This window comes from Lysinibacillus sp. NPDC096418 (assembly GCF_044762775.1).
In the GTDB taxonomy this organism is placed as follows: domain Bacteria; phylum Bacillota; class Bacilli; order Bacillales_A; family Planococcaceae; genus Lysinibacillus.
In genome coordinates this window covers 25980-47700 of record NZ_JBIWEY010000011.1, presented here as the reverse complement: position 1 = coordinate 47700, position 21721 = coordinate 25980, and the positions used below count along the sequence as shown (strand labels likewise).

22 protein-coding genes are annotated in these 21721 nt (G+C 38.2%); 6 read left to right on the top strand and 16 right to left on the bottom strand.

The features are described from left to right. Positions 1-134: 134 nt before the first annotated feature. Entirely contained in the window at positions 135-344 is a 210-nt protein-coding gene (locus ACIQZG_RS10915) for an alpha/beta-type small acid-soluble spore protein (RefSeq protein ID WP_053581958.1), read from the top strand. A gap of 98 nt (positions 345-442) precedes the next feature. Here ACIQZG_RS10915 and ACIQZG_RS10910 read toward each other — a convergent pair whose 3' ends face one another. From ACIQZG_RS10910 to pxpA, 4 genes are all read right to left on the bottom strand, one after another. Beyond that, the gene (locus ACIQZG_RS10910) at positions 443-955 is read right to left on the bottom strand and encodes a YehS family protein (RefSeq protein WP_402755210.1); all 513 of its coding nucleotides are present in this window, start codon (positions 953-955) and stop codon (positions 443-445) included. A 510-nt stretch (positions 956-1465) separates the two neighbouring features. After that, positions 1466-2257: a putative hydro-lyase gene (locus ACIQZG_RS10905; protein ID WP_402755209.1), complete on the bottom strand. Its 792-nt coding sequence runs from the start codon at positions 2255-2257 to the stop codon at positions 1466-1468. Between the two features lie 63 nt (positions 2258-2320). Then, complete coding sequence (locus ACIQZG_RS10900) at positions 2321-3538, bottom strand: NRAMP family divalent metal transporter (RefSeq protein ID WP_402755258.1); 1218 nt, start codon at positions 3536-3538, stop codon at positions 2321-2323. 25 nt (positions 3539-3563) lie between these two features. After that, on the bottom strand, positions 3564-4340 hold the full coding sequence (gene pxpA, locus ACIQZG_RS10895; RefSeq protein WP_402755208.1) for a 5-oxoprolinase subunit PxpA: 777 nt from the start codon (positions 4338-4340) through the stop codon (positions 3564-3566). Between the two features lie 276 nt (positions 4341-4616). Between pxpA and pxpB the strand changes: the two genes are divergently transcribed. The 3 genes from pxpB (at position 4617) to ACIQZG_RS10880 (ending at position 6553) form a co-directional block, all read left to right on the top strand. Further along, entirely contained in the window at positions 4617-5357 is a 741-nt protein-coding gene (gene pxpB / locus ACIQZG_RS10890) for a 5-oxoprolinase subunit PxpB (RefSeq protein ID WP_402755207.1), read from the top strand. Further along, the gene (locus tag ACIQZG_RS10885) at positions 5348-6346 is read left to right on the top strand and encodes a 5-oxoprolinase subunit C family protein (RefSeq protein WP_402755206.1); all 999 of its coding nucleotides are present in this window, start codon (positions 5348-5350) and stop codon (positions 6344-6346) included. The genes pxpB and ACIQZG_RS10885 overlap by 10 nt, the downstream gene beginning before the upstream one ends. A gap of 72 nt (positions 6347-6418) precedes the next feature. Beyond that, entirely contained in the window at positions 6419-6553 is a 135-nt protein-coding gene (locus ACIQZG_RS10880; RefSeq protein ID WP_402755205.1) for a hypothetical protein, read from the top strand. Positions 6554-6692: 139 nt separating this feature from the next. Here ACIQZG_RS10880 and ACIQZG_RS10875 read toward each other — a convergent pair whose 3' ends face one another. Both ACIQZG_RS10875 and ACIQZG_RS10870 read right to left on the bottom strand, forming a co-directional pair. Next, complete coding sequence (locus ACIQZG_RS10875) at positions 6693-7451, bottom strand: IclR family transcriptional regulator (protein ID WP_402755204.1); 759 nt, start codon at positions 7449-7451, stop codon at positions 6693-6695. A gap of 348 nt (positions 7452-7799) precedes the next feature. Further along, positions 7800-9077 (bottom strand): MFS transporter, encoded by a 1278-nt coding sequence (locus ACIQZG_RS10870; protein ID WP_402755203.1) that lies wholly within the window; start codon positions 9075-9077, stop codon positions 7800-7802. Between the two features lie 363 nt (positions 9078-9440). Between ACIQZG_RS10870 and ACIQZG_RS10865 the strand changes: the two genes are divergently transcribed. Continuing rightward, the gene (locus ACIQZG_RS10865; protein ID WP_402755202.1) at positions 9441-9608 is read left to right on the top strand and encodes a hypothetical protein; all 168 of its coding nucleotides are present in this window, start codon (positions 9441-9443) and stop codon (positions 9606-9608) included. 145 nt (positions 9609-9753) lie between these two features. Here the strand turns inward: ACIQZG_RS10865 and ACIQZG_RS10860 are convergent, their stop codons facing one another. The 3 genes from ACIQZG_RS10860 to rlmD all read right to left on the bottom strand — a co-directional run bounded on the left by ACIQZG_RS10860 (position 9754) and on the right by rlmD (position 12497). Then, positions 9754-10722: a tRNA dihydrouridine synthase gene (locus ACIQZG_RS10860; RefSeq protein ID WP_402755201.1), complete on the bottom strand. Its 969-nt coding sequence runs from the start codon at positions 10720-10722 to the stop codon at positions 9754-9756. 213 nt (positions 10723-10935) lie between these two features. Further along, positions 10936-11124, bottom strand: a complete 189-nt coding sequence (locus ACIQZG_RS10855) for a hypothetical protein (RefSeq protein WP_132363450.1) — start codon at positions 11122-11124, stop codon at positions 10936-10938. Then, positions 11124-12497, bottom strand: coding sequence for a 23S rRNA (uracil(1939)-C(5))-methyltransferase RlmD (rlmD, locus tag ACIQZG_RS10850; RefSeq protein ID WP_402755200.1), 1374 nt, complete (start codon positions 12495-12497; stop codon positions 11124-11126). The genes ACIQZG_RS10855 and rlmD overlap by 1 nt, the downstream gene beginning before the upstream one ends. Before the next feature lie 374 nt (positions 12498-12871). Here rlmD and ACIQZG_RS10845 point away from each other — a divergent pair, with 374 nt between their 5' ends. Beyond that, a complete protein-coding gene (locus ACIQZG_RS10845; protein ID WP_402755199.1) occupies positions 12872-14233 on the top strand; it encodes a methyl-accepting chemotaxis protein in 1362 nt (453 codons plus the stop codon). A 69-nt stretch (positions 14234-14302) separates the two neighbouring features. Here ACIQZG_RS10845 and cydS read toward each other — a convergent pair whose 3' ends face one another. The 7 genes from cydS to gatA all read right to left on the bottom strand — a co-directional run bounded on the left by cydS (position 14303) and on the right by gatA (position 21704). Further along, a complete protein-coding gene (cydS, locus tag ACIQZG_RS10840) occupies positions 14303-14410 on the bottom strand; it encodes a cytochrome bd oxidase small subunit CydS family protein (protein ID WP_402755198.1) in 108 nt (35 codons plus the stop codon). Between the two features lie 12 nt (positions 14411-14422). Then, complete coding sequence (locus tag ACIQZG_RS10835) at positions 14423-15448, bottom strand: cytochrome d ubiquinol oxidase subunit II (RefSeq protein WP_402755197.1); 1026 nt, start codon at positions 15446-15448, stop codon at positions 14423-14425. Continuing rightward, positions 15445-16791, bottom strand: a complete 1347-nt coding sequence (locus ACIQZG_RS10830) for a cytochrome ubiquinol oxidase subunit I (protein ID WP_402755196.1) — start codon at positions 16789-16791, stop codon at positions 15445-15447. The genes ACIQZG_RS10835 and ACIQZG_RS10830 overlap by 4 nt, the downstream gene beginning before the upstream one ends. Before the next feature lie 266 nt (positions 16792-17057). After that, on the bottom strand, positions 17058-17990 hold the full coding sequence (locus tag ACIQZG_RS10825) for a diacylglycerol kinase (protein ID WP_402755195.1): 933 nt from the start codon (positions 17988-17990) through the stop codon (positions 17058-17060). Between the two features lie 68 nt (positions 17991-18058). Next, a complete protein-coding gene (locus ACIQZG_RS10820; protein WP_402755194.1) occupies positions 18059-18619 on the bottom strand; it encodes a thioredoxin family protein in 561 nt (186 codons plus the stop codon). Positions 18620-18811: 192 nt separating this feature from the next. Beyond that, positions 18812-20239, bottom strand: coding sequence for an Asp-tRNA(Asn)/Glu-tRNA(Gln) amidotransferase subunit GatB (gene gatB, locus ACIQZG_RS10815; RefSeq protein ID WP_402755193.1), 1428 nt, complete (start codon positions 20237-20239; stop codon positions 18812-18814). A 1-nt stretch (position 20240) separates the two neighbouring features. Then, positions 20241-21704, bottom strand: coding sequence for an Asp-tRNA(Asn)/Glu-tRNA(Gln) amidotransferase subunit GatA (gene gatA, locus ACIQZG_RS10810; protein ID WP_402755192.1), 1464 nt, complete (start codon positions 21702-21704; stop codon positions 20241-20243). Between the last annotated feature and the right edge of the window lie 17 nt (positions 21705-21721).

The window sequence follows — 21721 nt, the reverse complement described above, 5'->3', positions numbered from 1 at the left end:
AAAAAGAACTATTAATTTTGGAGATTGATGTTAGACCATCATAATACAGTATGTAGGTTTAATATATACCACTTTCTAAAATGTATTAAAAACAAATCCAAGACCATTCTAATAGCACAGGAGGTGAGAAAGATATGGCTACAAATAACCGAAGTTCAAATAAACTTCAAGTACCAGGTGTACAAGAAGCTGTGAATCAAATGAAATATGAGATTGCACAAGAATTTGGCGTACAACTTGGAGGAGAAGCTTCTTCTCGCTCAAACGGTTCAGTTGGTGGAGAAATCACGAAGCGACTTGTTCAAATGGCTCAAGAGCAAACAAAACAAACTAAAGGTAACTAATAAAATTAAATAAAACAAAAGAACGAATTCCAATCATTAGGATTCGTTCTTTTTTACAATTATTTTTATTTTAAACCGTTTGTCGCTTCACTATTCACTTAAGATCTATATTTTATAGTTAGGCCTTTTAAAAACTTACGCGCAAAATTATCGCCGCATTCTTTATAATTTCTATGCCCTGGTTTTCTTAAAATAGCGCCTAATTCGCCTTTTGATACAGCTATACCACCATCATCAAGAATATCTAGCATCTCTTCCGTCGTTAATTGTAGAGCTACTTTCAATTTTTTTAACAGCATATTATTCACATTGTCTGATTTTTGTACAGGTGGTTCGGGATTTTTAGGCTGTCCTGGTCTTTCTTCTTGATTCCCTCTTTTAAATGTGATGAAGCCGTTTAAAAATGCTTCTAACATCTTATTATTACATTTGATTTGATCGTCATTTTCTTCAACTTCAACATCATCAAATTCCTCTTTTGATTTCGTTAAAATTTTAAGTACATCTTCTTTTGTAACTTCAATTCCACCAAGTTTAAAGATTTCGATCATATCTTGGTTTTTTATATCTAGCGCATAGCGCACTCGTATTAAAATATCATTATTATCCATTTATAAACCTCCAAATAAAATTCACCAATGCCATTTTGGTACTTTAAATACCATATTTCTAAATAACAAGAGGCCATCCAATAAGTCCCTTAAAGCAGACCAACTGGCTTTCTATATGGTGAAAACCCCATATATCCCCACGGGGGTCTATGGAGATTTTCACCTGCATATCTAAACAACATATTAAGATTATTCTCAACACACTATTTTACTTTTAAGACAGCCCCTTATATCTAAAGGATATTAGTGTTCGATTACTTTTATATTTTTATACTTTTAAAGCATCATATCACCAATTAAAATTAACATCATTTTTTAATTGAAGATGATTGACAAAAGTACATTATCAGTACCTATTATAGCACCCGATTCCGCCAGTTCAATGCAATATCTCAGATATTTGTCATGATCAGATTGACGGTAGAATCGCAAACGACAAGTAAAGCCCACTAAAAGACTTAGTGGACTTTACATTTGCGATTATAGTAGATAGACTTCTTCGAACATATTTTAAAGAATACTCAAGCTTGTTTCCTTAATATCTGTAATTAGCATATGACCAGGTGCATGTGTAATCATGATAGCAGGTTTACTTTCCATTGCCACTGCTTGTGGTGTTACGCCGCAAGCCCAAAATACTGGTATTTCTCCTGGCTTAATAGTTACAGCATCACCGAAATCGGGTTTTGAAATATCATTAATCCCAATTTGTTCTGGATTGCCGATATGTATTGGAGCACCGTGTACATTTGGAAAGCGTGAGGTAATTTGAATTGCACGAATTGCATCTTCTGGTGTCATTGGACGCATACTGACAACAGTTGGGCCCTCAAACATACCTGCCTTCACGCATGGGATATTTGTTTTATACATTGGTACATTGCAATTTTCTTGAATATGTCTAATTGGAATACCGGCTTCAAGAAGCGGTGTTTCAAATGTAAAGCTACAACCAATTGAAAATCCAACCATATCGTCTTCCCAATAATCCGTAACATCTAATATTTCCTCTGTGAAAATGCCGTCGCGATATATACGATATTTCGGAATGTCCTTTCGAATATCTGCATTTTTTGCAATTGTAGAGGGACTAAATGATCCAGGTTCTGTCACGTCTAATAGTGGACACTGTTTTGGATTTCGTTGACAGAATAATAGAAAATCGAAAGCATGCTCCTTCTTTAAAATTACTAAATTTGCTTGTGTAAATCCAATCGACATTCCAGAAGTCGGTCCAGTTATGTCTTGATTTCGAATAAGTTTACGTATTTCATTTGGCTCTAAAGCGCTAAATGTAGTCATCGTCAATTCGCTCCTTATAAAGGAACCATCCATGAAAAAAAATACTCACGGATGGTTCGTAGATTAACTAAATAATTTTTGCATTTGTTCCATTAGTGTAATAACGCTTAAATATCCCATAAGAACAACTACGATTGCGCCTGTAACTGTTAACCAACGAGGATGTTTATATGTACCCACAATGTCTTTTTTATGTGCCGCAATTAATATAATCGTAAGTGCCAATGGTAAAATCAGTGCATTTAATGCCCCTACAATAATTAACACATTGACAGGCTTTCCGATTAATGCAAAAGTTCCCGTTGAAACGATGATAAATGCAATAATCACCCAATTGTGATATTTTTCAATCTTTGGATGGAATGAACGAATAAATGAAACCGATGTATAAGCCGCACCTACGACAGAAGTAATCGCAGCTGCCCACATAATCATACCAAACATGCGATAACCAATATCACCCGCTGCAAGTTGGAAAACAGATGCAGGTGGATTATCAGGATCAATCGCTAAACCTTGTGAAACGACGCCAAGAACCGCTAAGAATAACGCAACACGCATCACACCTGTAATCAAAATCCCTGTTACAGAACTTTTTGTTACTTCTGGTAAAGATTCTTGTCCTTTAATGCCTGCATCTAAAAGGCGATGACCACCAGCAAATGTAATGTATCCTCCAACTGATCCACCAACCAAAGTCACAATCGCAAACCAGCTAATTTCTTGAGGCATAAAGGTACTCGCAATCGCTTCTCCTACAGGTGGTGATGTTTTAAAAGCAACAAATAGCATCAGCAGAATCATAATACCGCCAGCCAATTGTGCAACTTTATCCATTGCCTTCCCTGCTTCTTTATAAACAAAGATAAAAACTGCAAACAGTGCACTTACAACCGCTCCGGTAATAGGATCTAAACCAATCATGGCATTTAGCCCTAGACCAGCTCCAGCGACGTTCCCAATATTAAATGCTAAACCACCAATAACGATCATAATGGCAAGCACAACACCTAATCCTGGCAATACCTTATTGGCAATTTCTTGCCCACGCATACCAGAAACAGCAATGATTCGCCAAACGTTAACCTGTGCGACAATATCTAGAATTAAAGAGATTAAAATAACAAATCCGAAACTAGCAGCTAATTGCTGTGTAAATATTGTTGTTTGTGTTAAAAAACCAGGTCCGATAGATGAGGTAGCCATTAAAAATGCGGCTCCTAGTAATACACTTTTACTTGCTGTTTTTTTCACAAATTTACTTTTTTTCTTTTGTTCAATTTCTTTTGTACTCACTTCGATTTTATTAGCTCCCATTGAGGTCCTCCTTGATTGCACGTACAGATATTTGCTGCTCCGCTAGTTTTGCGTAAATATCTTTTGCGAATTCTACAGCATGTTCCCCGTCTCCATGAATACAAACAGTATCTGCCTGTAGAGAGACTTCGATTTGCTGCTGTGACTGTACTTTTCCTTCTTTCACCATCTTCACAACCTGCCCTACAGCTTGTCCATTATCCGTAATTAATGCATCCGCTTGTTTACGAGATGTTAATGAACCATCCTGCTGATAGGTACGATCTGCAAACACTTCATGAGCTGTTTGAAGCCCAATTTTTTCTCCGGCTTTAGTTAGCTCACTACCTGATAGACCGAATAACACAATTGAAGGTGAAATATCATAAACAGCTTGTGCAATTGCCTCAGCAATCGCTTGGTCTTTAGCTGCCATATTATAAAGCGCTCCATGGGGCTTAACATGCTGCATCGTTTCATTATGTATTGTTAAAAAACCTTGCAATGCCCCAACTTGATAAACGACCATATCGTAGGCCTCCTGTGGCGTGATGTTCATCTCACGTCGTCCAAAGCCATTTAAATCAGGTAATCCCGGATGTGCCCCAATTTTCACACCATTAGCAACCGCTAGCTTAACTGTTTCTCGCATGACAGTTGGATCTCCCCCATGAAAACCACAAGCAATATTAGCAGATGTTACATATTTCAGGATTTCCTCTTGCTCTCCAAGTTGGTAACGACCAAAACTTTCCCCTAAATCACAGTTTAAATCAACACGAAACATCTTCTTCCCCCCATTTTTCTTTTCACTAACACATTAATATGAATGCGTTTCCAAATATTTGATACCGATATTCGGAACTTAAGTTTTGAAATGTAAAAAAATCTTAGCATATTTTATTATTGTAGGAAAGGATAATTTTTAAATCTTAAGAAATAATGCAATTTTTCCACTTTTATTAAAATTCAACTTGTTTTTGTTTATCGTTAAAATATAATATTAATAATCCATTATTTAAAACTTGTATACCGAATTACGAAACTTAAGGAGGTGGTTTTCATGCCAAATTTAAAAGAACATGTACAAATAAGGCCTCTAAATGATTCTGCACTTGTTATTCAAGTCGGTGAGGGAATCAATGAAGCAGCGCATAAAAGAGTAAAGAACATATTAAATTTATTAGAGAATCATCCATTTAGTGGATTTGTCGAGGCTGTACCTGCCTATAACAGTGTTACAGTTTATTACAATCCGATTGATGTCTACTTTTCAAATTTAGAGAAAGGTGTAAAAACGCCTTACGAAAATGCGAAAGCAAAGATCCTTTCCTTAATGAATCAGTCTTACATAACTGAAGTGGTGAATGATCGTGTTGTAAAGATACCTGTAGCATATGGTGGTGAGATGGGCCCAGATTTAGAATTTGTAGCTTCTTATAATGGTTTAACACCAAGTGAGGTTATTAAAATCCACTCTTCTGCTGAATATCTTGTCTATATGTTAGGCTTTGCTCCAGGCTTCCCATTTATGGGCGGAATGGACAAACAAATTGCAACGCCACGTAAAGAAACACCACGTTTAGCAATAGCTCCGGGATCAGTTGGAATTGCAGGAAATCAAACTGGAATATACCCATTAGAAACTCCAGGTGGATGGCAAATCATCGGACGAACACCTTCTCGTTTATTTCTCCCTGAACAATCTCCCCCGACCTTATTACAGCCGGGTGATCGAATTAAATTTGTGCCAATTTCATTGGAGGAATATACGAGCGATTGGGAGATGAAAACATGGGTGTAAGGGTAAAACAACCAGGTATGCTGGCAACCATTCAAGACTTAGGAAGATACGGACTTCAGAAGTTTGGTGTTATCGTAGGAGGGGCAATGGATTCAAATTCCTTACGAATTGCGAATTTACTCGTTGGAAATCCTGAAGGAGAAGGCGCTCTAGAGGTGACACTTTTCGGTACTAGCCTATTATTTGAAAGTGATGAACTGATTGCTATTACAGGTGGAAATCTACAACCTACAGTAGATGGAAAAGTAATACCTATGTGGCAACCACTTTTAATTCGAAAAGGATCAGTTTTAAAATTTAATGCTGCAATTAATGGCAGCCGGGCCTATGTATCATTTAGTGGAGGCATACAAGTACCCAAAGTAATGGGTAGTAAAAGTACCTACATACGTGCTGGAATTGGTGGCTTTCAAGGTAGAAAACTGGAAAAGAATGATGTTTTTGAGTGCAATACACGTACAGAATCAGGAGAAGATCTTTTTAATCAATTACAAAAGAAAACCAATTACCTATCTTGGTCGGTTCATTACACACCCTTTGTTACATTAAAAAAAACTCAAACAATTCGCTTCATTAGAGGCTCTGAATATGATCGTTTTGATGAAGATAGTTTTAAAAAATTCTTTTCAACACCTTACACTATCTCAACACATTCAGATCGAATGGGCTATAGATTGGAAGGGGAAGACATCCACTTAAAAGAGCCGTTTGAGTTATTATCCGAAGGTGTTACATTTGGAACGATTCAGGTGCCTTCTAGTGGGCAGCCTATTATTTTAATGGCGGATCGTCAAACGACCGGTGGATATCCTAAAATAGGGCAAGTGATTTCTGCGGATTTACCATCCTTAGCACAAATGCAAGCAAATGGTCAGGTATATTTTAAAGAGGTCACGCTTGAAGAAGCGCAGTGGGCATTAATTCATCAAGAGAAGGAAATTAATGAATTGGCATTCGGGCTCCGTTTAAAAAGATTACATCAACTGTAAGTAAAAAGAAGTTCATCACCATAACTTGGGGTTGATTTCCGTTCCAACTGAGCGCGTTTCGGGGCGCGTCTGATGAGTCGCTTCGGGCAACAGATGTTTTGTATAGCGAAAGCAAAGCGTCAGCTACAGGATGTTGGTCGCGAAGGCGTTGTCACAGGACGTGATGCTTTTAGCGTTCGTTCCCCTAAAGCTCGCTCCAATCAATGAACATTCTAAATTCAATACATTGTTCAATAAAACGGCATCCTCTTCTTTGGTGATGAACGAATAAGAGTAAATCTATTGAGTAAAAACCAGCGATTTCAGCTCGAAAAAAGTGTCTCAAATGACTTTTGAGACACCTCTTTTAAAACTGTTTACAACCCATTTGTTTAGAAATTTCTGCGGTAGCCTTCTTAAGTTTCTCAACGAATATTTCAACATTTTCTTCTTGATAATTGGTTGCTAGTCCTGCGATACTCATCGCTGCAATGACTTCTCCTTTATGATCGAAAATCGGCGCTGCAATAGCAGATGTATGATTTTCTAATTCTGAATGGCTGATGGTATGGCCAAGTTCTCTCGCTTGTACAACCGTTTCATAGAGCTTTTCTATATCTGTAATCGTCCCCATTGCAAATGATTCAAGATTGATTGATTCTAGATATTCCTTTATTTCAGCATCCGGTAAGAAGGATAAGATAGCACGAGAGCATGCTCCTGCATAAAGCGGACTTTTTCTACCGATTGCTGTATAGAGTCGAACTTTTTGCTTTGTATCCACTTTCTCGATATACATAGCTTCGTTCCCATCACGAACGATTAAATTAATCGCTTCTTCTACGTCATTGTGTAGCTCGTTCATAATTGGATACGCAATTTTCCGTACATCTAAGCGTATGGAAACTAGGTGACCAAATTTGAGGAACAGAATACCCAACCTATATTTTGCATCAGTGCCCTTTTCCAAAAACTCCATTTCCTCAAATGATTTTAACATTCGGAAAGCCGTGGTTTTAGGAATTCCTGATAGCTCAATTACTTCTTGAAATGACAGTTCAGTATGATCGATAAATAGATTTAAGATGTCCATCGAACGGACGACCGTTTTATTTTTATTTGTCAAAGCAGGTTTGTCTTCCTTTCATTACAGGCTTCACTCTACTCATTATGTATCTTTAACCAATTATAATTTAATGCCTTCTAATCATTCTTTATTAAAATTTCAAGCGCTCGAAGAAAACTTCATATCTTTTCTCAATTTATAATTATACCTAACTTCTTACTGTTTTTGTATACGTTGTAAAGTAGGTTGAAAATGCAAAAAACAGGTGTAAAGAATGGTCGCTTTGCTTCCATGCTCTTTACGCCTGCTTATTTTTATTTCCTCGATGGCCACGATTTTATTTTGACGTTTTCAATAGTTTGTTTAAACTCTTGAATTAAAACATATCATTACTTCACAAAGTACCGTTTAAGTTATGCTAGTATTCTTCTTAGGCCCTGTTTCCTGGCGCTTTTCCTTAAATGAAATAACGCCAATCAACCCGATGATGGAGAAAATTACCGGTATGATGAAACCATAATAGTATCCATCAGCTTGATTGCCCGAAGTAGCTTGGTAATGATCTAATATAAATCCGAAAATGATTGGTAGCAATACAGCACTTAGAAATCCACCCGTATTCGCAAATCCAGAAACAATGCCCGATTCTTTTATAGGGAAAGATTGACGAACACCTGCAAAAGTTAATGCACTTGCCCCATACCCAAAGCCGATAATAAAGTAAAGAATAATTAATAAGAACAATGATGGTTGCCCATTACATAAAAGGAAAGAAAACCACCCCAGTAAAACCGTGATATGAACGACAATATATGGCCTTTTTATTGTTTCTAGCCGGCTTGAAATCCAACTAGATAGAGGCGCTCCAATAAGTGCCCCGATAAGACCAATCATAATCATCTGGCTTGCATCTGACCGTGTCATTTCATACATATTCATCCCATACGGTACTGCCCACGAACTGATAAACCCTACATAACCGCCGACTACTCCAAAATGACAAAAAAATAGAGCCCATGCTTGCCGATTTGAAAAAATTCTTCGTAGTAAAACTAATGGTTTTTCACGTTGTACTTCTTCTGTTGCAACTACTGGCTCATCCAAAAAGATTTGTTTCGTTCTTTTTATAAGGACAAAATAAAGAAGTAAGCCACATAAACATAATAGTAGCCCAGCTGAAAAAAAAGCTGTCCGCCAACCAAGTAACTGTATCCATGCGGAAAAAGGGACTGTCGCCAATAAGAAACCAAGACTTCCTGTCATGCCCGCAAGGCCTATTAATCGAACAAATTCCTTCTTATGAAACCACTGAGCCAAAATTAACACCATATTCACCCATATGGTCGCATCCCCTATCCCTGTTAGTATTCTGGCAAAAAACAGGATGAACTCGTGTGTACCAAGGCTATAAATAATTGTACCTAAACCTGTAAGTGTGGCACCGATAATTAGAAAAAAATTTGGCCCATAACGATCAGCTAAAATCCCCATTGGAATTTGCAGACTCGTGTATACAAAAAATTGTATACTCGTCAGTAATCCAATTGTTGAAGCTGTTACATTAAAATCCTTCATCAATTGGTCCGTAATCAACCCTGGAGCAGTCCGTTGACTCGCCATTAACAAATAAGTAAACAATACAGCAACAAATACAATCCATCTATATCTGCTATTTTGTTTGTCCAATGATCACTACTCCTATTAGTTTTTACAATATATATATGAACTCATGTAAAGGAAAAAACATATCTTCAGCGTAATTTTATAATTTGAAGTGGAGTGACAATGTTTTAATAAAAAAAAACCATTACTTAAAATGCTAATGCACTTTAAATAATGGTTATCTATTTTTAATTATATAGTTTCGCTCGCAGTCTCTAAATCACCTTTTTTAAGCATGAGTAAACAAAGATATCTTCTCAACAGAAAGCATAACTTATTTATTCATGCAATAACTATCTATTTTATCTGTCCAACCCAGCGTAAATAACCCGTATTATACCATATCTTGTTATAATATTCATAAAAACTATGGGAGGTACTTTTCTAATGAAGCGTATTTTCTTGGCACCCTTAGCTTATTTAATGACAGGAATGGGTTGCTATCATACATTTTTCGGTAACAATAATATTTATGGAATCATTATATTAATTGTCGGTTTAATAGGAGTTTGGTTGGATATTACTGATAAAAAAGTAAAATTCGAAAAAAACTAATATTATATATGGCTGTAGTGATATTACAGTAACAGGTGGAGCTGAATTGAAAAGCGACTCCACCTGTTTGTTTTATATCTTCTTATCTGTTTTATTTTTAATAAGCTCTAACTTTTTTGCTGTTACATCATTCTACCGTTCACCGTCAATCAACATTGTTTGATTCAAAGTTATTGAGCACTGCACGCACCTCATCTGTTGATTTCGTGTTCATCAATTGATTTCTTAATTCACCCGCTCCACGGAATCCTTTAACATAAATTTTGAAAAAGCGATGAAGTCCTGTGATTGGTCGTGGTAGTACTTCCGCATACTGATCTTGAAGATTAAGCTGCAGTCTTAAAAGATCAAGATACTCTTTACTGCTATGCTCTTTTGGCTCTTTTTCAAAAGCAAACGGGTTTTTAAAAATACCGCGCCCGATCATCACGCCATCAATACCATATTTTTCAGCAAGCTCTAGGCCAGTCTTACGGTCAGGAATGTCGCCATTGATTGTTAATAGCGTATTTGGTGCGATACGGTCACGTAATTTTTTGATTTCCGGAATTAGCTCCCAATGCGCATCTACTTGGCTCATTTCCTTTCTTGTACGTAAATGAATTGAAAGGTTCGCAATATCCTGTTCTAAAATATGCGTTAGCCACTCCTCCCACTCATTTACTTCTTTAAAGCCAAGTCGTGTTTTCACGCTGACAGGCAGTCCGCCCGCCTTTGCAGCTTGAATAAGCTCTGCTGCAACGTCTGGGCGCAGAATAAGCCCACTACCTTTCCCTCTCGACGCCACATTTGGAACAGGGCAACCCATATTAATATCGATGCCTTTAAATCCTAGTTCTGCCATACCAATACTCATTTGACGGAAATATTCGGGATTATCCCCCCAAATATGTGCCACCATTGGCTGTTCATCTTCCGTGAAAATTAAACGACCACGCACACTTTTCATGCCCTCTGGATGACAATAACTATCTGAGTTTGTAAACTCTGTGAAAAATACATCCGGTTGACCTGCTTTACTTACAACATGACGAAAAACAACATCCGTCACATCTTCCATTGGTGCAAGTACAAAAAATGGTCGCGGTAAATCACGCCAAAAATTTTCTGTCATATTCAAATCCAAATCCTCTCATTACGGGATACAACTAAAAACTCTCGGTCAAAAAAATGTTCCACTTCTTTTACACTTTTACCATGCTTAATAACTTATTATCAAACACAAGTACATTTGGACATTTTTAATTTGTGAAAAATAAAAAACCCTTCCATGCTTACACAAAAAGGATTGAATATTCACTCCATCCTTTCAGAGTTCTATCATTTACTAATCAATCACCCGAGCAACATCCCTACCACAAGTCTTGCATTTCCCCTTCAATACAGGGGCATATTCTCCCTCTTGTATCGTGTACTTCACAATTGTCGTTACACCACAATTGCCACAAAATACGTTTTTTACGAGCATTTCTCTAATATCCTTCGGGATAGAGAGCCATTTTTTTGCTGCGTCCATTATGATCGCTCCTTTAGAGTTAGTTCCGTAACAACCTCCACATGTGTCGAGTGTGGGAACATATCAACTGGCTGTATTTCCTGTGTTTTGTAGCCGCCATCCTCTAGAATACGAAGATCACGAGCAAGTGTACCCGGGTTACATGAAACGTAGACAACTCGTTTAGGTCGTTGTTCAAGGATCGTTGTCAATAATGCCTCATCACAACCTTTGCGTGGTGGATCAACTACAAGTACGTCTGCTTCCTTACCTTCTTTATACCAACGAGGAATGACTTCTTCTGCTGGACCTGCTTCAAAGTATGTGTTCGTAAAGCCGTTTAGTTCGGCGTTACGTTTTGCATCTTCAATGGCTTGCGGTACAATTTCAACGCCCATAACAGCTTTGGCTTTTTGTGCTAAAAATAATGAAATTGTTCCGATTCCACAATATGCGTCAATTACCCGCTCATTCCCTTGTAAATCCGCGTAATCTAACGCTTGCTGATACAGTACTTCTGTTTGAATTGGATTCACTTGGTAGAAAGAACGAGCAGAAATTTCAAAGCGAATACCACCAATCGTATCGATAATGACATCATTGCCCCAAAGGTTTAATGTTTCCTCACCAAAGATAACGTTTGTTTTATCGCAATTTATATTTTGCATGATTGATGTGACATTCGGTACGAGCTTTTGAATTGTCGCAACAGCTGCTTTTGCTTGTGGGAATTTTTTCTTTTTCGTCACAAGTACGACCATGACCTCACCAGTTGCACGCGCTTTACGAACAATTACATGACGTAGCATCCCCTCATGCGTTCCTTCATTATATGGACGAATACCGATTGCAGATAATTCTTTTTTCAAATCAGCGAGAATGGCATCCGCTTCTCCAGTTTGAATCAGACAGCGTTCCATATCCACAATTGTATGAGATTTTGTTTTGTAGAATCCGGCAATTGCTTGTCCCGCTTCATCTTTTGAGAATGGAATTTGCGCTTTGTTTCTGTACTGCCAAGGCTCTTCCATCCCTTTTACTGGTAATACAGGCGCGTCGATTTTGCCGATACGTTGCATGACGTTACGCACCATGTTCTCTTTCCATTTCAGCTGTCCTTCGTAAGACAGATGTTGTAGTTGGCAACCACCACATTGTGAGAAATATTCACAAGGTGCTTCCACTCTATCTGGTGAAGGTGTGACGATTTCTACAATTTTGGCAAAGCCATAGTTCTTTAATGTTTTCAAAACATGCACTTCAGCTGTTTCATCGGGAAGTGCACCTTGAATAAATAACGGATAGCCATCGATTTTGGCAACGCCATTACCGTCATGCGTTAAATCTTCTATATAAACTGTTAGTCGATCATTCTTTTTTACGGGTGCTGACATACGTAAATCCTCCATTTCAATTCTTCTATTGTAGCATGCACGCGTGAAATGTCATCTCCTAAACGCCTAATCTCACAAATAAAGCTCATCACCATAACTAGGGTTTGATCTCCCTTACGACTGCGTGTTTCCTGATAAGCCGCTTCACTCGCTCCAGGGTCTTATATGTGACGATCTTTGTGGTGCAGTTCACTAATCCCCAAGGAGCCACATTGGTTCCACTCCAATCAACAAACACTTTATTTAAAATATCAACCCCACCATTAAGTGAAGAGCCACAAATAATGAATTTATATTCATTCATATTATTTGGAAATAGTTTACACAGTACTTGTGCTATAATTATACTAAAATAACGCAAGGAGATGTTTATGATGTCCGTTCGAAAGAGACTGAACTTCGGTTTTTTAACATTGTCTGCAATTTTATACATATCACTTATCACCATGTCTGTCCAATTTTATCGAGTTGGTGAAAAAGTAGAAACGGCCATTACTGATTATAGTGTGCAACAGCAAATCGATAAAGACATGCCAAATGAGCTCGAACATATTATAACTAGCACCAAAAGCATCGCCTCATTTTCTATATATTTAGCCATTGGTTGTATTGTGCTGACAATTATTATCGCGACACTCTTGATGATTTTCGTGCGTCGTCAGATTACAGCACCACTAAAGCGTGTGGGGGATGCAGCTAAAACACTTGCAGATGGTGATCTATCAATTCCAGATTATCATCACGAGAAAAAGGATGAAATTGGTGATTTATCCGATGCCTTTAATAAAATGAAACAAAACTTCCAACTTGTTATTCGAAACATTCAAGATAACACTGGCGATTTAACCTCTTCAGCTAAGCAATTATCAACGAATACAACTGAAATGTCCGCCGCTTCAAGAGATATTGTCGAACGTATAAATCAAACATCAAAAATGGCGTTGACGATGACCACAGCAGCCAAGGAAAGTGCACTTTCGATGGAAGAAACAGCTACTGGCGTTCAGCGCATTGCTGAGTCTACGCAAGTACTTCACCAAAACGCTATGAATACGTCGAATAAAGCATCAAATGGGGTTGAAACGGTGGAGAAGGCTCGCTCTCAAATGCAAGTAATCCACGACTCTACAACGCTCGTTTCCGAACTAACAAATCAGTTAAATAAACAATCTGAGGAAATCAATCAAATTACGAACGCCATCACAGAAATTAGTGAACAGACAAACTTACTTGCTTTAAATGCTGCTATTGAAGCTGCACGAGCAGGTGAACATGGGAAAGGATTTGCTGTCGTTGCAGATGAAGTACGAAAGTTAGCAGAGCAGTCTAAGCAATCCGCTACACAGATTGTCCAGCTAACTATTAATATTCAAAACGATGCTAAAAATGTGGATCAGGCTGTTAAAGATGGTCTCCATTCTGTAATTGAAGGGGTCCATATGATTGAACATGCTGGAGAAGCATTTACTGCGATTTCAACAAATATTGCATCCATTACAGATCAGGTTGAAGACATTTCAGCAACGTCCCAACAAATTTCAGCAAGCGCAGAGGAAGTATCTGCTTCAGTCAATGAAATTGCCTATAACACCGAGCAAACTTCTGCAAACTTTGCTCAAATCGCTGCGACAACAGAAGAGCAATCTAATACAACACATCAAATAGATGATGTATCAAAAGAACTCAGCACAAATGCACATGAACTTCAAATACTCGTACAGAAATTCAAGTTATAAAAATCAAGAAAATGGACTACCCTTAAAGTCATTCAAATTGACTTTTAGGATAGTCCATTCTTTTATTTGTTACTCTTTTTTCGTAGCATGTGAATCTTTTGGTGCCCACCAGAAGGCAACTGCAATACCTAAAATGACCACAATAAATGGCGCATAAAAAATGATGAAGTTATTCATCCCTACTACCTCCTATGCATGATTGTCTTTTTTTCCTGTTAAGTAATCTTTGTTGAACAAGAATAATTTCAACAGTAAATATAAAGAAGGTATTAATAGACATAACCCAAGAATAAATACGATGACTAACGCAATCGCCATTTGTGTACTTGTGAAGCTATCGTAAATTGTTAAATATGGATATAGTAAATACGGATATTGCGCAATACCGTAGGCGAAGAACGCGAAGGCGAATTGTGCAATTAGTAATCCCACTGCCAAACCGTAGTTTTTCTTCATCCATAGAAGTACAACAGTAATGACAAAGAGGATTGCTGAAATGGCAAACAACCACCATAACTTAACCATATTGTCGTAGCTCTCTGGGTTAATGACTTTCATTTCGTATATAATGCCGAGCGCACTAACCATTAATGGCGCTGCCCAGATAAGTGCGTACTTTCGCATTAGTATAGTCGCTTTCGTATCTTTCGCTTTATGTGCATACCACGTGAGGAATACTGCTGAAATATAGAGTACTGCAGCAATGCTCAACACAACGATACTCCATGCATAAGGGCTCGTATACAACGCCCAATAATCGAGTACTGGTTGCCCATTCACCATATCTACAAAACCACCGCCTGCAATGGCAAATACGACAGAAAATGATGCTGGGATTAGTAATCCTGCAATCCCATAAGTTAAAGCATATCCTTTATGACCACGTGAACCATATGATTCAAACGCATAATATGAGCCACGAATCGCCAGTAATACAAGTGAGATACTAACTGGTACGAGCAAAATTGTGCCGTAGTAAAATGCAGTTTGCGGGAAGAATCCTACAATCCCTACGAAGAAGAAAACTAAAAAGACGTTCGTTACTTCCCAAACCGGTGATAGATACCGTTGAATAATGTTCGTCAAAATATGATTTTTCCCAACTACCAAACTATAAGCATTAAAGAACCCTGCTCCAAAATCAATCGATGCGACAATCACATAACCAAATAAGAAAATCCACAGCACTGATATTCCTAGAACTTCTAACGTCATACGATGTCACCACCTTTTTCAGTTTGGCGATCTTCAATTTCACGCTCAATTGGATTCTTTTTAAACATACGAATAAGTACGATGACACTACCAATTCCAAGTACAGTATAAACACCTGTAAATAACAGCATCATTAAATCGACATGATTACTTGTCGTTGCACCTTCTGGCGTGCGCATTAAGCCATATAAAATCCACGGCTGACGCCCAACCTCTGCAAGCCACCAACCCGCTTCAATCGCGATAATTGAAAGTGGACCGCCTGCAACGATAATCCATCTATACCAACGAGCATGAATAAACTTCCAACCACGTGCTTTACCTACAACATAAAGTAGTGAGACAAGTACCATGAACATCCCTATAAACACCATGATATTGAATAGATAGTGAATATAGAGTGGAGGTATATCTTCTTCTGCAAATTGGTCTAACCCAATTACTTCTGCCATCGGATTATTATGCGCAAGAATACTTAGGGCATAAGGCACTCTAATTTCATACTTCACTTCTCCGTCTTGCATAATACCAAACAACACAAGCGATGCTTTATCTTCTGTTTCAAAATGCCATTCCGCTGCCGCTAATTTTTCTGGTTGATATTCTGCTAAATATTTACCCGAGAAGTCACCAATAATGGCTGATGCAATAGAGAATACCAATCCAATTTTCATTAATAACAACAAGGCTTTCTTATGATAAACATGATCGGAGCCTTTCAACATCCGATAACCTGCAATTGCTGCTAACACAAATGCCGATGTCATATAGGCAGTTACTAGTACATGCGCCACTTTTGTCGGCATCGCTGGGTTAAACATCGCTAAAAACGGTTGGATGTTAACGAGCTGACCATCTACAATATCAAAACCTTGTGGTGCATTCATGAACGCATTCACGATTGTAATAAATACCGCAGACATCGAAGCACCTATTGCTACTGGAATGAGCAGAAGCATGTGTTTCTTTTGACTATCAAATCGATCCCAAGTATATAAGTAAATTCCTAAGAATATCGCTTCAAAGAAGAATGCGAATGTTTCCATGAAAAGTGGTAATGCAATCGTTTGACCGGCAAGCTGCATAAAATTTGGCCATAGCAGTGATAATTGCAAACCAATGGCTGTTCCAGTTACGACCCCAACAGCAACGGTAATAACAAATCCACGCGCCCATCTTCTTGCCAATAAAATATAGTGCTCATCATTGTTTTTGTATCCTGTCCACTGTGCAATCATAATCATAAGTGGTACACCAACACCTATCGTTGCATAGATAATATGAAACGATAAAGTCAACTCCGTTAACGCTCTACTCCAAAAGACTGCTGAATCATTGACCATCATTTCCCACTCCTAACTTCCAAATATTTTGCCGAGTATGGAAAGTAGCATAATAATTGCAACTCCAAAGCTCAGCCACATCAGCTTCTTTTCTTGCGCTTTATACAAATGCAACACTTCCTTTCCTTTTTATACCTACATTTTCCACTATTGATATAAAAAAAACCTTTATAATGGACCGAAAATCCGGCCCATTATAAAGGTTTCAATATTTGTTCAACTAATATACGTACATTTGTCAAACTCTTCACTTATTTATTTCACAATTACTCATTTTGGAAATTTTCCACACGATCTTCTTCACGAATATCATGTATCGGTACAAAAATTTCAATATGTCGTTTTAAATTCTCAAATGTTGCCGGTGCATCACCACCGTACTCTCCATCTAAATTTAAATGTACTTCATCCTGCGACGTTACTTTTACAAAACGAGCTTTTTTATAAATCACGCGGTCATCTTTTAAATGCTCGCCGCGCAATGCCATAGCTGCAAGTTGAACGAATTCAGGTAGGCTCACTTTTTTCACCACAATTAATGTAAACAAGCCATCGTTAATGCTCGCATCAGGGGCAAGTTTTTCAAAGCCACCAACTGAATTCGTTAGACCACATAAAAACATCATTGTATCGCCATCAAACACTTCATCATCGTATTCAATACGCATATGTGTCGCTTTGATGGATGGAATCATTTCGACGGCTTTAAGATAGTAAGCTAACTGTCCAAGCATTGTTTTCATTTTGCTCGGTACTTCATAAGATAGCTCTGTAATACGACCACCTGCAGCGATATTAATGAAATAGCGTTCTCCATTTAATAATCCAACATCGACAGGTAACGTGTCCCCCTTAATAATAATATCGATCGCTTCATCAATATTGCGTGGAATATGAACCGCACGTGCAAAGTCGTTTGTCGTCCCCATAGGTATCAAACCGAGTTTAGGTCGGTTTTCAAACTGACTAACGCCAGCAACAACTTCATTTAGCGTACCATCACCACCAACTGCAATAACAATATCAAAACCACGCTCTACTGCAACTTTTGCCGCATTGGTCGCATCGCCTTCACAAGTTGTTGCGTGACAAGATGTTTCATAGCCTGCTACCTCTAGTTTTTCCAACACTTCTGGTAAATGCTTTTTAAAAGCTTCACGTCCAGATGTAGGGTTATAAATGATTCTTGCTCTTTTCATAACATACCTTCCTGCTTCATAAGATTATATTCTTTAAACGCATTTCGCGTAGAAATGTTGCGCGACTGTTAGCGTAATGCTGATGTTATTTGTTGTTTGAAATCTTCGTAAACAAATGTCCAAAACTCTTTATTTGAAATACTTTCTTCACGAATTTCAGCATACAATGCTTTTTGTGCTTCTTCAAACGCCGGATCTTCTTTATCCGGTAAGCTAGCGCGCTTATTTACAACGTTTTCTTGTAGTTCTGGCGCTCGAGGGCCCCATTTACAGATTACTTGTCCTGCTTCATCTAATAATACATAAATTGGAATAGCGCGACCACCATTTGTTAAATAACGATCAATTAAATCTGTATCCGCGTCGCGTAATACTGTACGCATGTCCAAATCAGCCGCTTCTGCTACACGTCGAATAATCGCGTTATTTAACATAGCATCTCCGCACCAATCTTCTGTAATTGTTAAAATCTTTGGTTGCTTTTCCTTTAACAACTCGATGAAGCCATCATTCGTCGGCACTTCAAAGCCATCGTAAATACGGAAGCTCTCCTCTTTTAAAGTAGACATATTGTCCATATATTGTTGAATTGAAATTGCTTCATTAAAATATGTTTGCTCAGTTTTCATCTTACTTCATTCCCCCTAGAAATCAAATAGTACATCTATTCTATATTTTGCTATGAATACGCAATTTAGACAACTATTAAATGTAGTCTCTCACTATATTAGTTAGTATACACATTTCTTTAGCTTCTTTGTTGTATAGAAAAAGCCAAGAAAGCAATTTTGCTCTCTTGGCTTTTTTCAATGAACAAGTGATTAGCGTTTAGCAATCTCTTGTTGTAGTAATTTATTGACCATCGGAGGGTTCGCTTGACCTTTAGTTGCTTTCATAATTTGACCAACTAGGAAGCCAATTGCACGATCCTTACCATTTTTGAAGTCTTCGATAGATTGTGGGTTGTTATCTAATACTTCTGAAACGATAGCTAATAATGCACCTTCGTCAGAAATTTGTACTAACCCTTTTGCTTTAACGATTTCATCTGCAGAACCACCATTTACAACTAATTCGGCAAATACTTTTTTACCGATTTTAGATGAGATCGTATCGTTCGCGATTAATTTCACCATACCTGCAAGGTTTTCCGGTGTTAAAGCAGTATCTTTAAGATCTTTTTGTTCTGCGTTTAGGTAAGCAGAAACATCACCCATTAACCAGTTTGCAGAAAGTTTTGCGTCAGCGCCAGCTGCTACCATACCTTCAAAGAAGTCAGAGATTTCTTTAGAAAGAACAAGTACGCCTGCGTCATAATCTGTTAAGCCTAATTCTTCAACATAACGCTTTTTACGAGCATCTGGAAGTTCAGGAATTTCAGCACGTACACGCTCAAGCCACTCGTCGTCAATTGAAAGACGCACTAAGTCTGGCTCTGGGAAGTAACGGTAATCGTCTGTTCCTTCTTTGACACGCATAAGAATTGTTTTTCCTGTTTTCTCATCGAAACGACGAGTTTCTTGCTCGATCACGCCGCCTGAAAGTAATACGTCTGCTTGACGTAATTCTTCGTGCTCTAAGCCACGGCGTACAAAGTTGAATGAGTTAAGGTTTTTAAGCTCTGTTTTTGTACCGAACTCTTCTTGACTGTACGGACGGATTGAAATGTTCGCGTCACAACGTAAAGAACCCTCTTCCATTTTACAGTCAGAAACATCTGTATATTGGATGATTGATTTTACTTTTTCAAGATATGCATATGCTTCGTTTGGTGTGCGGATATCTGGCTCAGATACGATTTCAACAAGTGGAGTACCTTGACGGTTAAAGTCAACTAATGAGTGGTCACCAGCGTGTGAAAGTTTACCAGCATCTTCTTCCATGTGAAGACGTGTAATACCAATACGTTTTGTGTAACCGTCTACTTCAATATCAACCCAACCGTTTTTACCGATTGGCTTATCAAATTGTGAAATTTGGTATGCTTTCGGATTATCCGGATAGAAGTAGTTTTTACGGTCAAATTTTGTTTCTTGTTCGATTTCCATGTTAAGTGCAAGTGCAGCACGCATCGCGAAATCTACTACGTTTTTATTTAATACAGGAAGGACACCAGGGTAACCTAGGTCGATTACTGTTGTATTTGTATTTGGCTCAGCACCGAAGTGAGCAGGTGCTGAAGAGAAGATTTTCGAGTTTGTTTTTAACTCAACGTGTACTTCTAAACCAATAACTGTTTCAAAGTTCATGTTATTTTCCCTCCCAAATTTGAGGAACTTGTTTATGGAACTCAGTTGCTTGTTCGAAAGCATGAGCTGTACGGTAAATTGTTTCTTCATCGAAGTGTTTACCGATAATTTGTAAACCTAGTGGTAGACCATTTTCAATACCACATGGAATTGAAATTGCAGGTACACCCGCTAAGTTCATAGGAATTGTTAAAATATCATTTGCGTACATTGTCATTGGATCGTCTACATTTTCACCAATCTTGAATGCTGGTGTTGGTGTAGTTGGCCCGATGATTACGTCATAGTCTTCGAAAACTTTGTCATAGTCTGCTTTGATAAGCGTACGTGCTTGTTGTGCTTTTTTGTAGTAAGCATCATAAGTACCTGCTGAAAGTGAATACGTTCCAAGCATGATACGACGTTTTACTTCGTCACCGAAGCCTTGCGCGCGTGTTTCTTTATAAAGGTCTAATAAGTTATCTACATTTTCAGCACGGAAACCGTAACGGATACCGTCGAAACGAGAAAGGTTAGAAGACGCTTCAGAAGAAGAAAGAATATAGTAAGCTGCAAGTGCATATTTAGAATGAGGAAGAGAAACTTCTTCTACTGTTGCACCTAAAGATTTTAGTACTTCTAATGCATCTAGTACTGATTGCTTCGCTGCTTCGCCAACACCTTCGCCAAGGAATTCCTTAGGTACTGCGATGCGTAAGCCTTTAATGTCGCCAGTCAAAGCTGCTGCATAGTTTGGTACTTCTACGTTTGCTGAAGTTGAATCGTTCGGATCTATGCCTGCGATCGCTTCAAGTAAAAGTGCATTATCTTCTACATTACGTGTAATCGGTCCGATTTGGTCTAAAGAAGATGCGAAAGCCACTAGACCAGAACGAGATACACGACCATATGTAGGTTTCATCCCTACAACGCCGCAATATGCTGCTGGTTGACGGATAGAACCACCTGTATCAGAACCAAGTGAGAATGGAACTTCGCCAGCTGCTACTGCGGCTGCAGATGCACCTGAAGAACCACCTGGTACATGATTTAAGTTCCAAGGGTTTTTCGTTGTTTTATAGTATGAGTTTTCGTTTGAAGAACCCATTGCAAATTCGTCCATGTTTAATTTACCAATTGTCACCATACCCGCTTGGCGTAGTTTGTGGACAACTGTTGCATCATAAATCGGCATGAAACCTTCAAGAATTTTAGAAGCACAAGTTGTTTCTAAACCTTCTGTTACGATGTTGTCTTTAACCCCGATAGGAAGACCAAAAAGTGGTCCACGCTCGTTGAATGGTACTTCATCCATAATAGCTGCTTGTGCAATAGCTTTTTCTTCGTTTAGAGCAAGGAATGCTTGTACATCGCCATCAAGCTTTGCTACGCGTTCGTATGCTTCTTTTGTTAAGTCAGCGATTGTTAAGTTACCTGCTTGTATGTCAGCTTGTAGCTCTTTTGCTGAACGTTCGAATAACGTCATGAGGAATCCTCCTATAT

Coding starts and splice junctions, on each gene's coding strand:
- ACIQZG_RS10880 (WP_402755205.1), top strand. CDS start 6,419: ATGAGTCGCTTCGGGCAACAGATGTTTTGTATAGCGAAAGCAAAGCGT.
- ACIQZG_RS10910 (WP_402755210.1), bottom strand. CDS start 955: ATGGATAATAATGATATTTTAATACGAGTGCGCTATGCGCTAGATATA.
- ACIQZG_RS10865 (WP_402755202.1), top strand. CDS start 9,441: ATGAAGCGTATTTTCTTGGCACCCTTAGCTTATTTAATGACAGGAATG.
- pxpB (WP_402755207.1), top strand. CDS start 4,617: ATGCCAAATTTAAAAGAACATGTACAAATAAGGCCTCTAAATGATTCT.
- gatA (WP_402755192.1), bottom strand. CDS start 21,704: ATGACGTTATTCGAACGTTCAGCAAAAGAGCTACAAGCTGACATACAA.
- gatB (WP_402755193.1), bottom strand. CDS start 20,239: ATGAACTTTGAAACAGTTATTGGTTTAGAAGTACACGTTGAGTTAAAA.
- ACIQZG_RS10845 (WP_402755199.1), top strand. CDS start 12,872: ATGTCCGTTCGAAAGAGACTGAACTTCGGTTTTTTAACATTGTCTGCA.
- ACIQZG_RS10855 (WP_132363450.1), bottom strand. CDS start 11,124: ATGGACGCAGCAAAAAAATGGCTCTCTATCCCGAAGGATATTAGAGAA.
- ACIQZG_RS10830 (WP_402755196.1), bottom strand. CDS start 16,791: ATGGTCAATGATTCAGCAGTCTTTTGGAGTAGAGCGTTAACGGAGTTG.
- ACIQZG_RS10835 (WP_402755197.1), bottom strand. CDS start 15,448: ATGACGTTAGAAGTTCTAGGAATATCAGTGCTGTGGATTTTCTTATTT.
- ACIQZG_RS10860 (WP_402755201.1), bottom strand. CDS start 10,722: ATGACAGAAAATTTTTGGCGTGATTTACCGCGACCATTTTTTGTACTT.
- rlmD (WP_402755200.1), bottom strand. CDS start 12,497: ATGTCAGCACCCGTAAAAAAGAATGATCGACTAACAGTTTATATAGAA.
- ACIQZG_RS10825 (WP_402755195.1), bottom strand. CDS start 17,990: ATGAAAAGAGCAAGAATCATTTATAACCCTACATCTGGACGTGAAGCT.
- ACIQZG_RS10885 (WP_402755206.1), top strand. CDS start 5,348: ATGGGTGTAAGGGTAAAACAACCAGGTATGCTGGCAACCATTCAAGAC.
- ACIQZG_RS10905 (WP_402755209.1), bottom strand. CDS start 2,257: ATGACTACATTTAGCGCTTTAGAGCCAAATGAAATACGTAAACTTATT.
- cydS (WP_402755198.1), bottom strand. CDS start 14,410: ATGAATAACTTCATCATTTTTTATGCGCCATTTATTGTGGTCATTTTA.
- pxpA (WP_402755208.1), bottom strand. CDS start 4,340: ATGTTTCGTGTTGATTTAAACTGTGATTTAGGGGAAAGTTTTGGTCGT.
- ACIQZG_RS10915 (WP_053581958.1), top strand. CDS start 135: ATGGCTACAAATAACCGAAGTTCAAATAAACTTCAAGTACCAGGTGTA.
- ACIQZG_RS10820 (WP_402755194.1), bottom strand. CDS start 18,619: ATGAAAACTGAGCAAACATATTTTAATGAAGCAATTTCAATTCAACAA.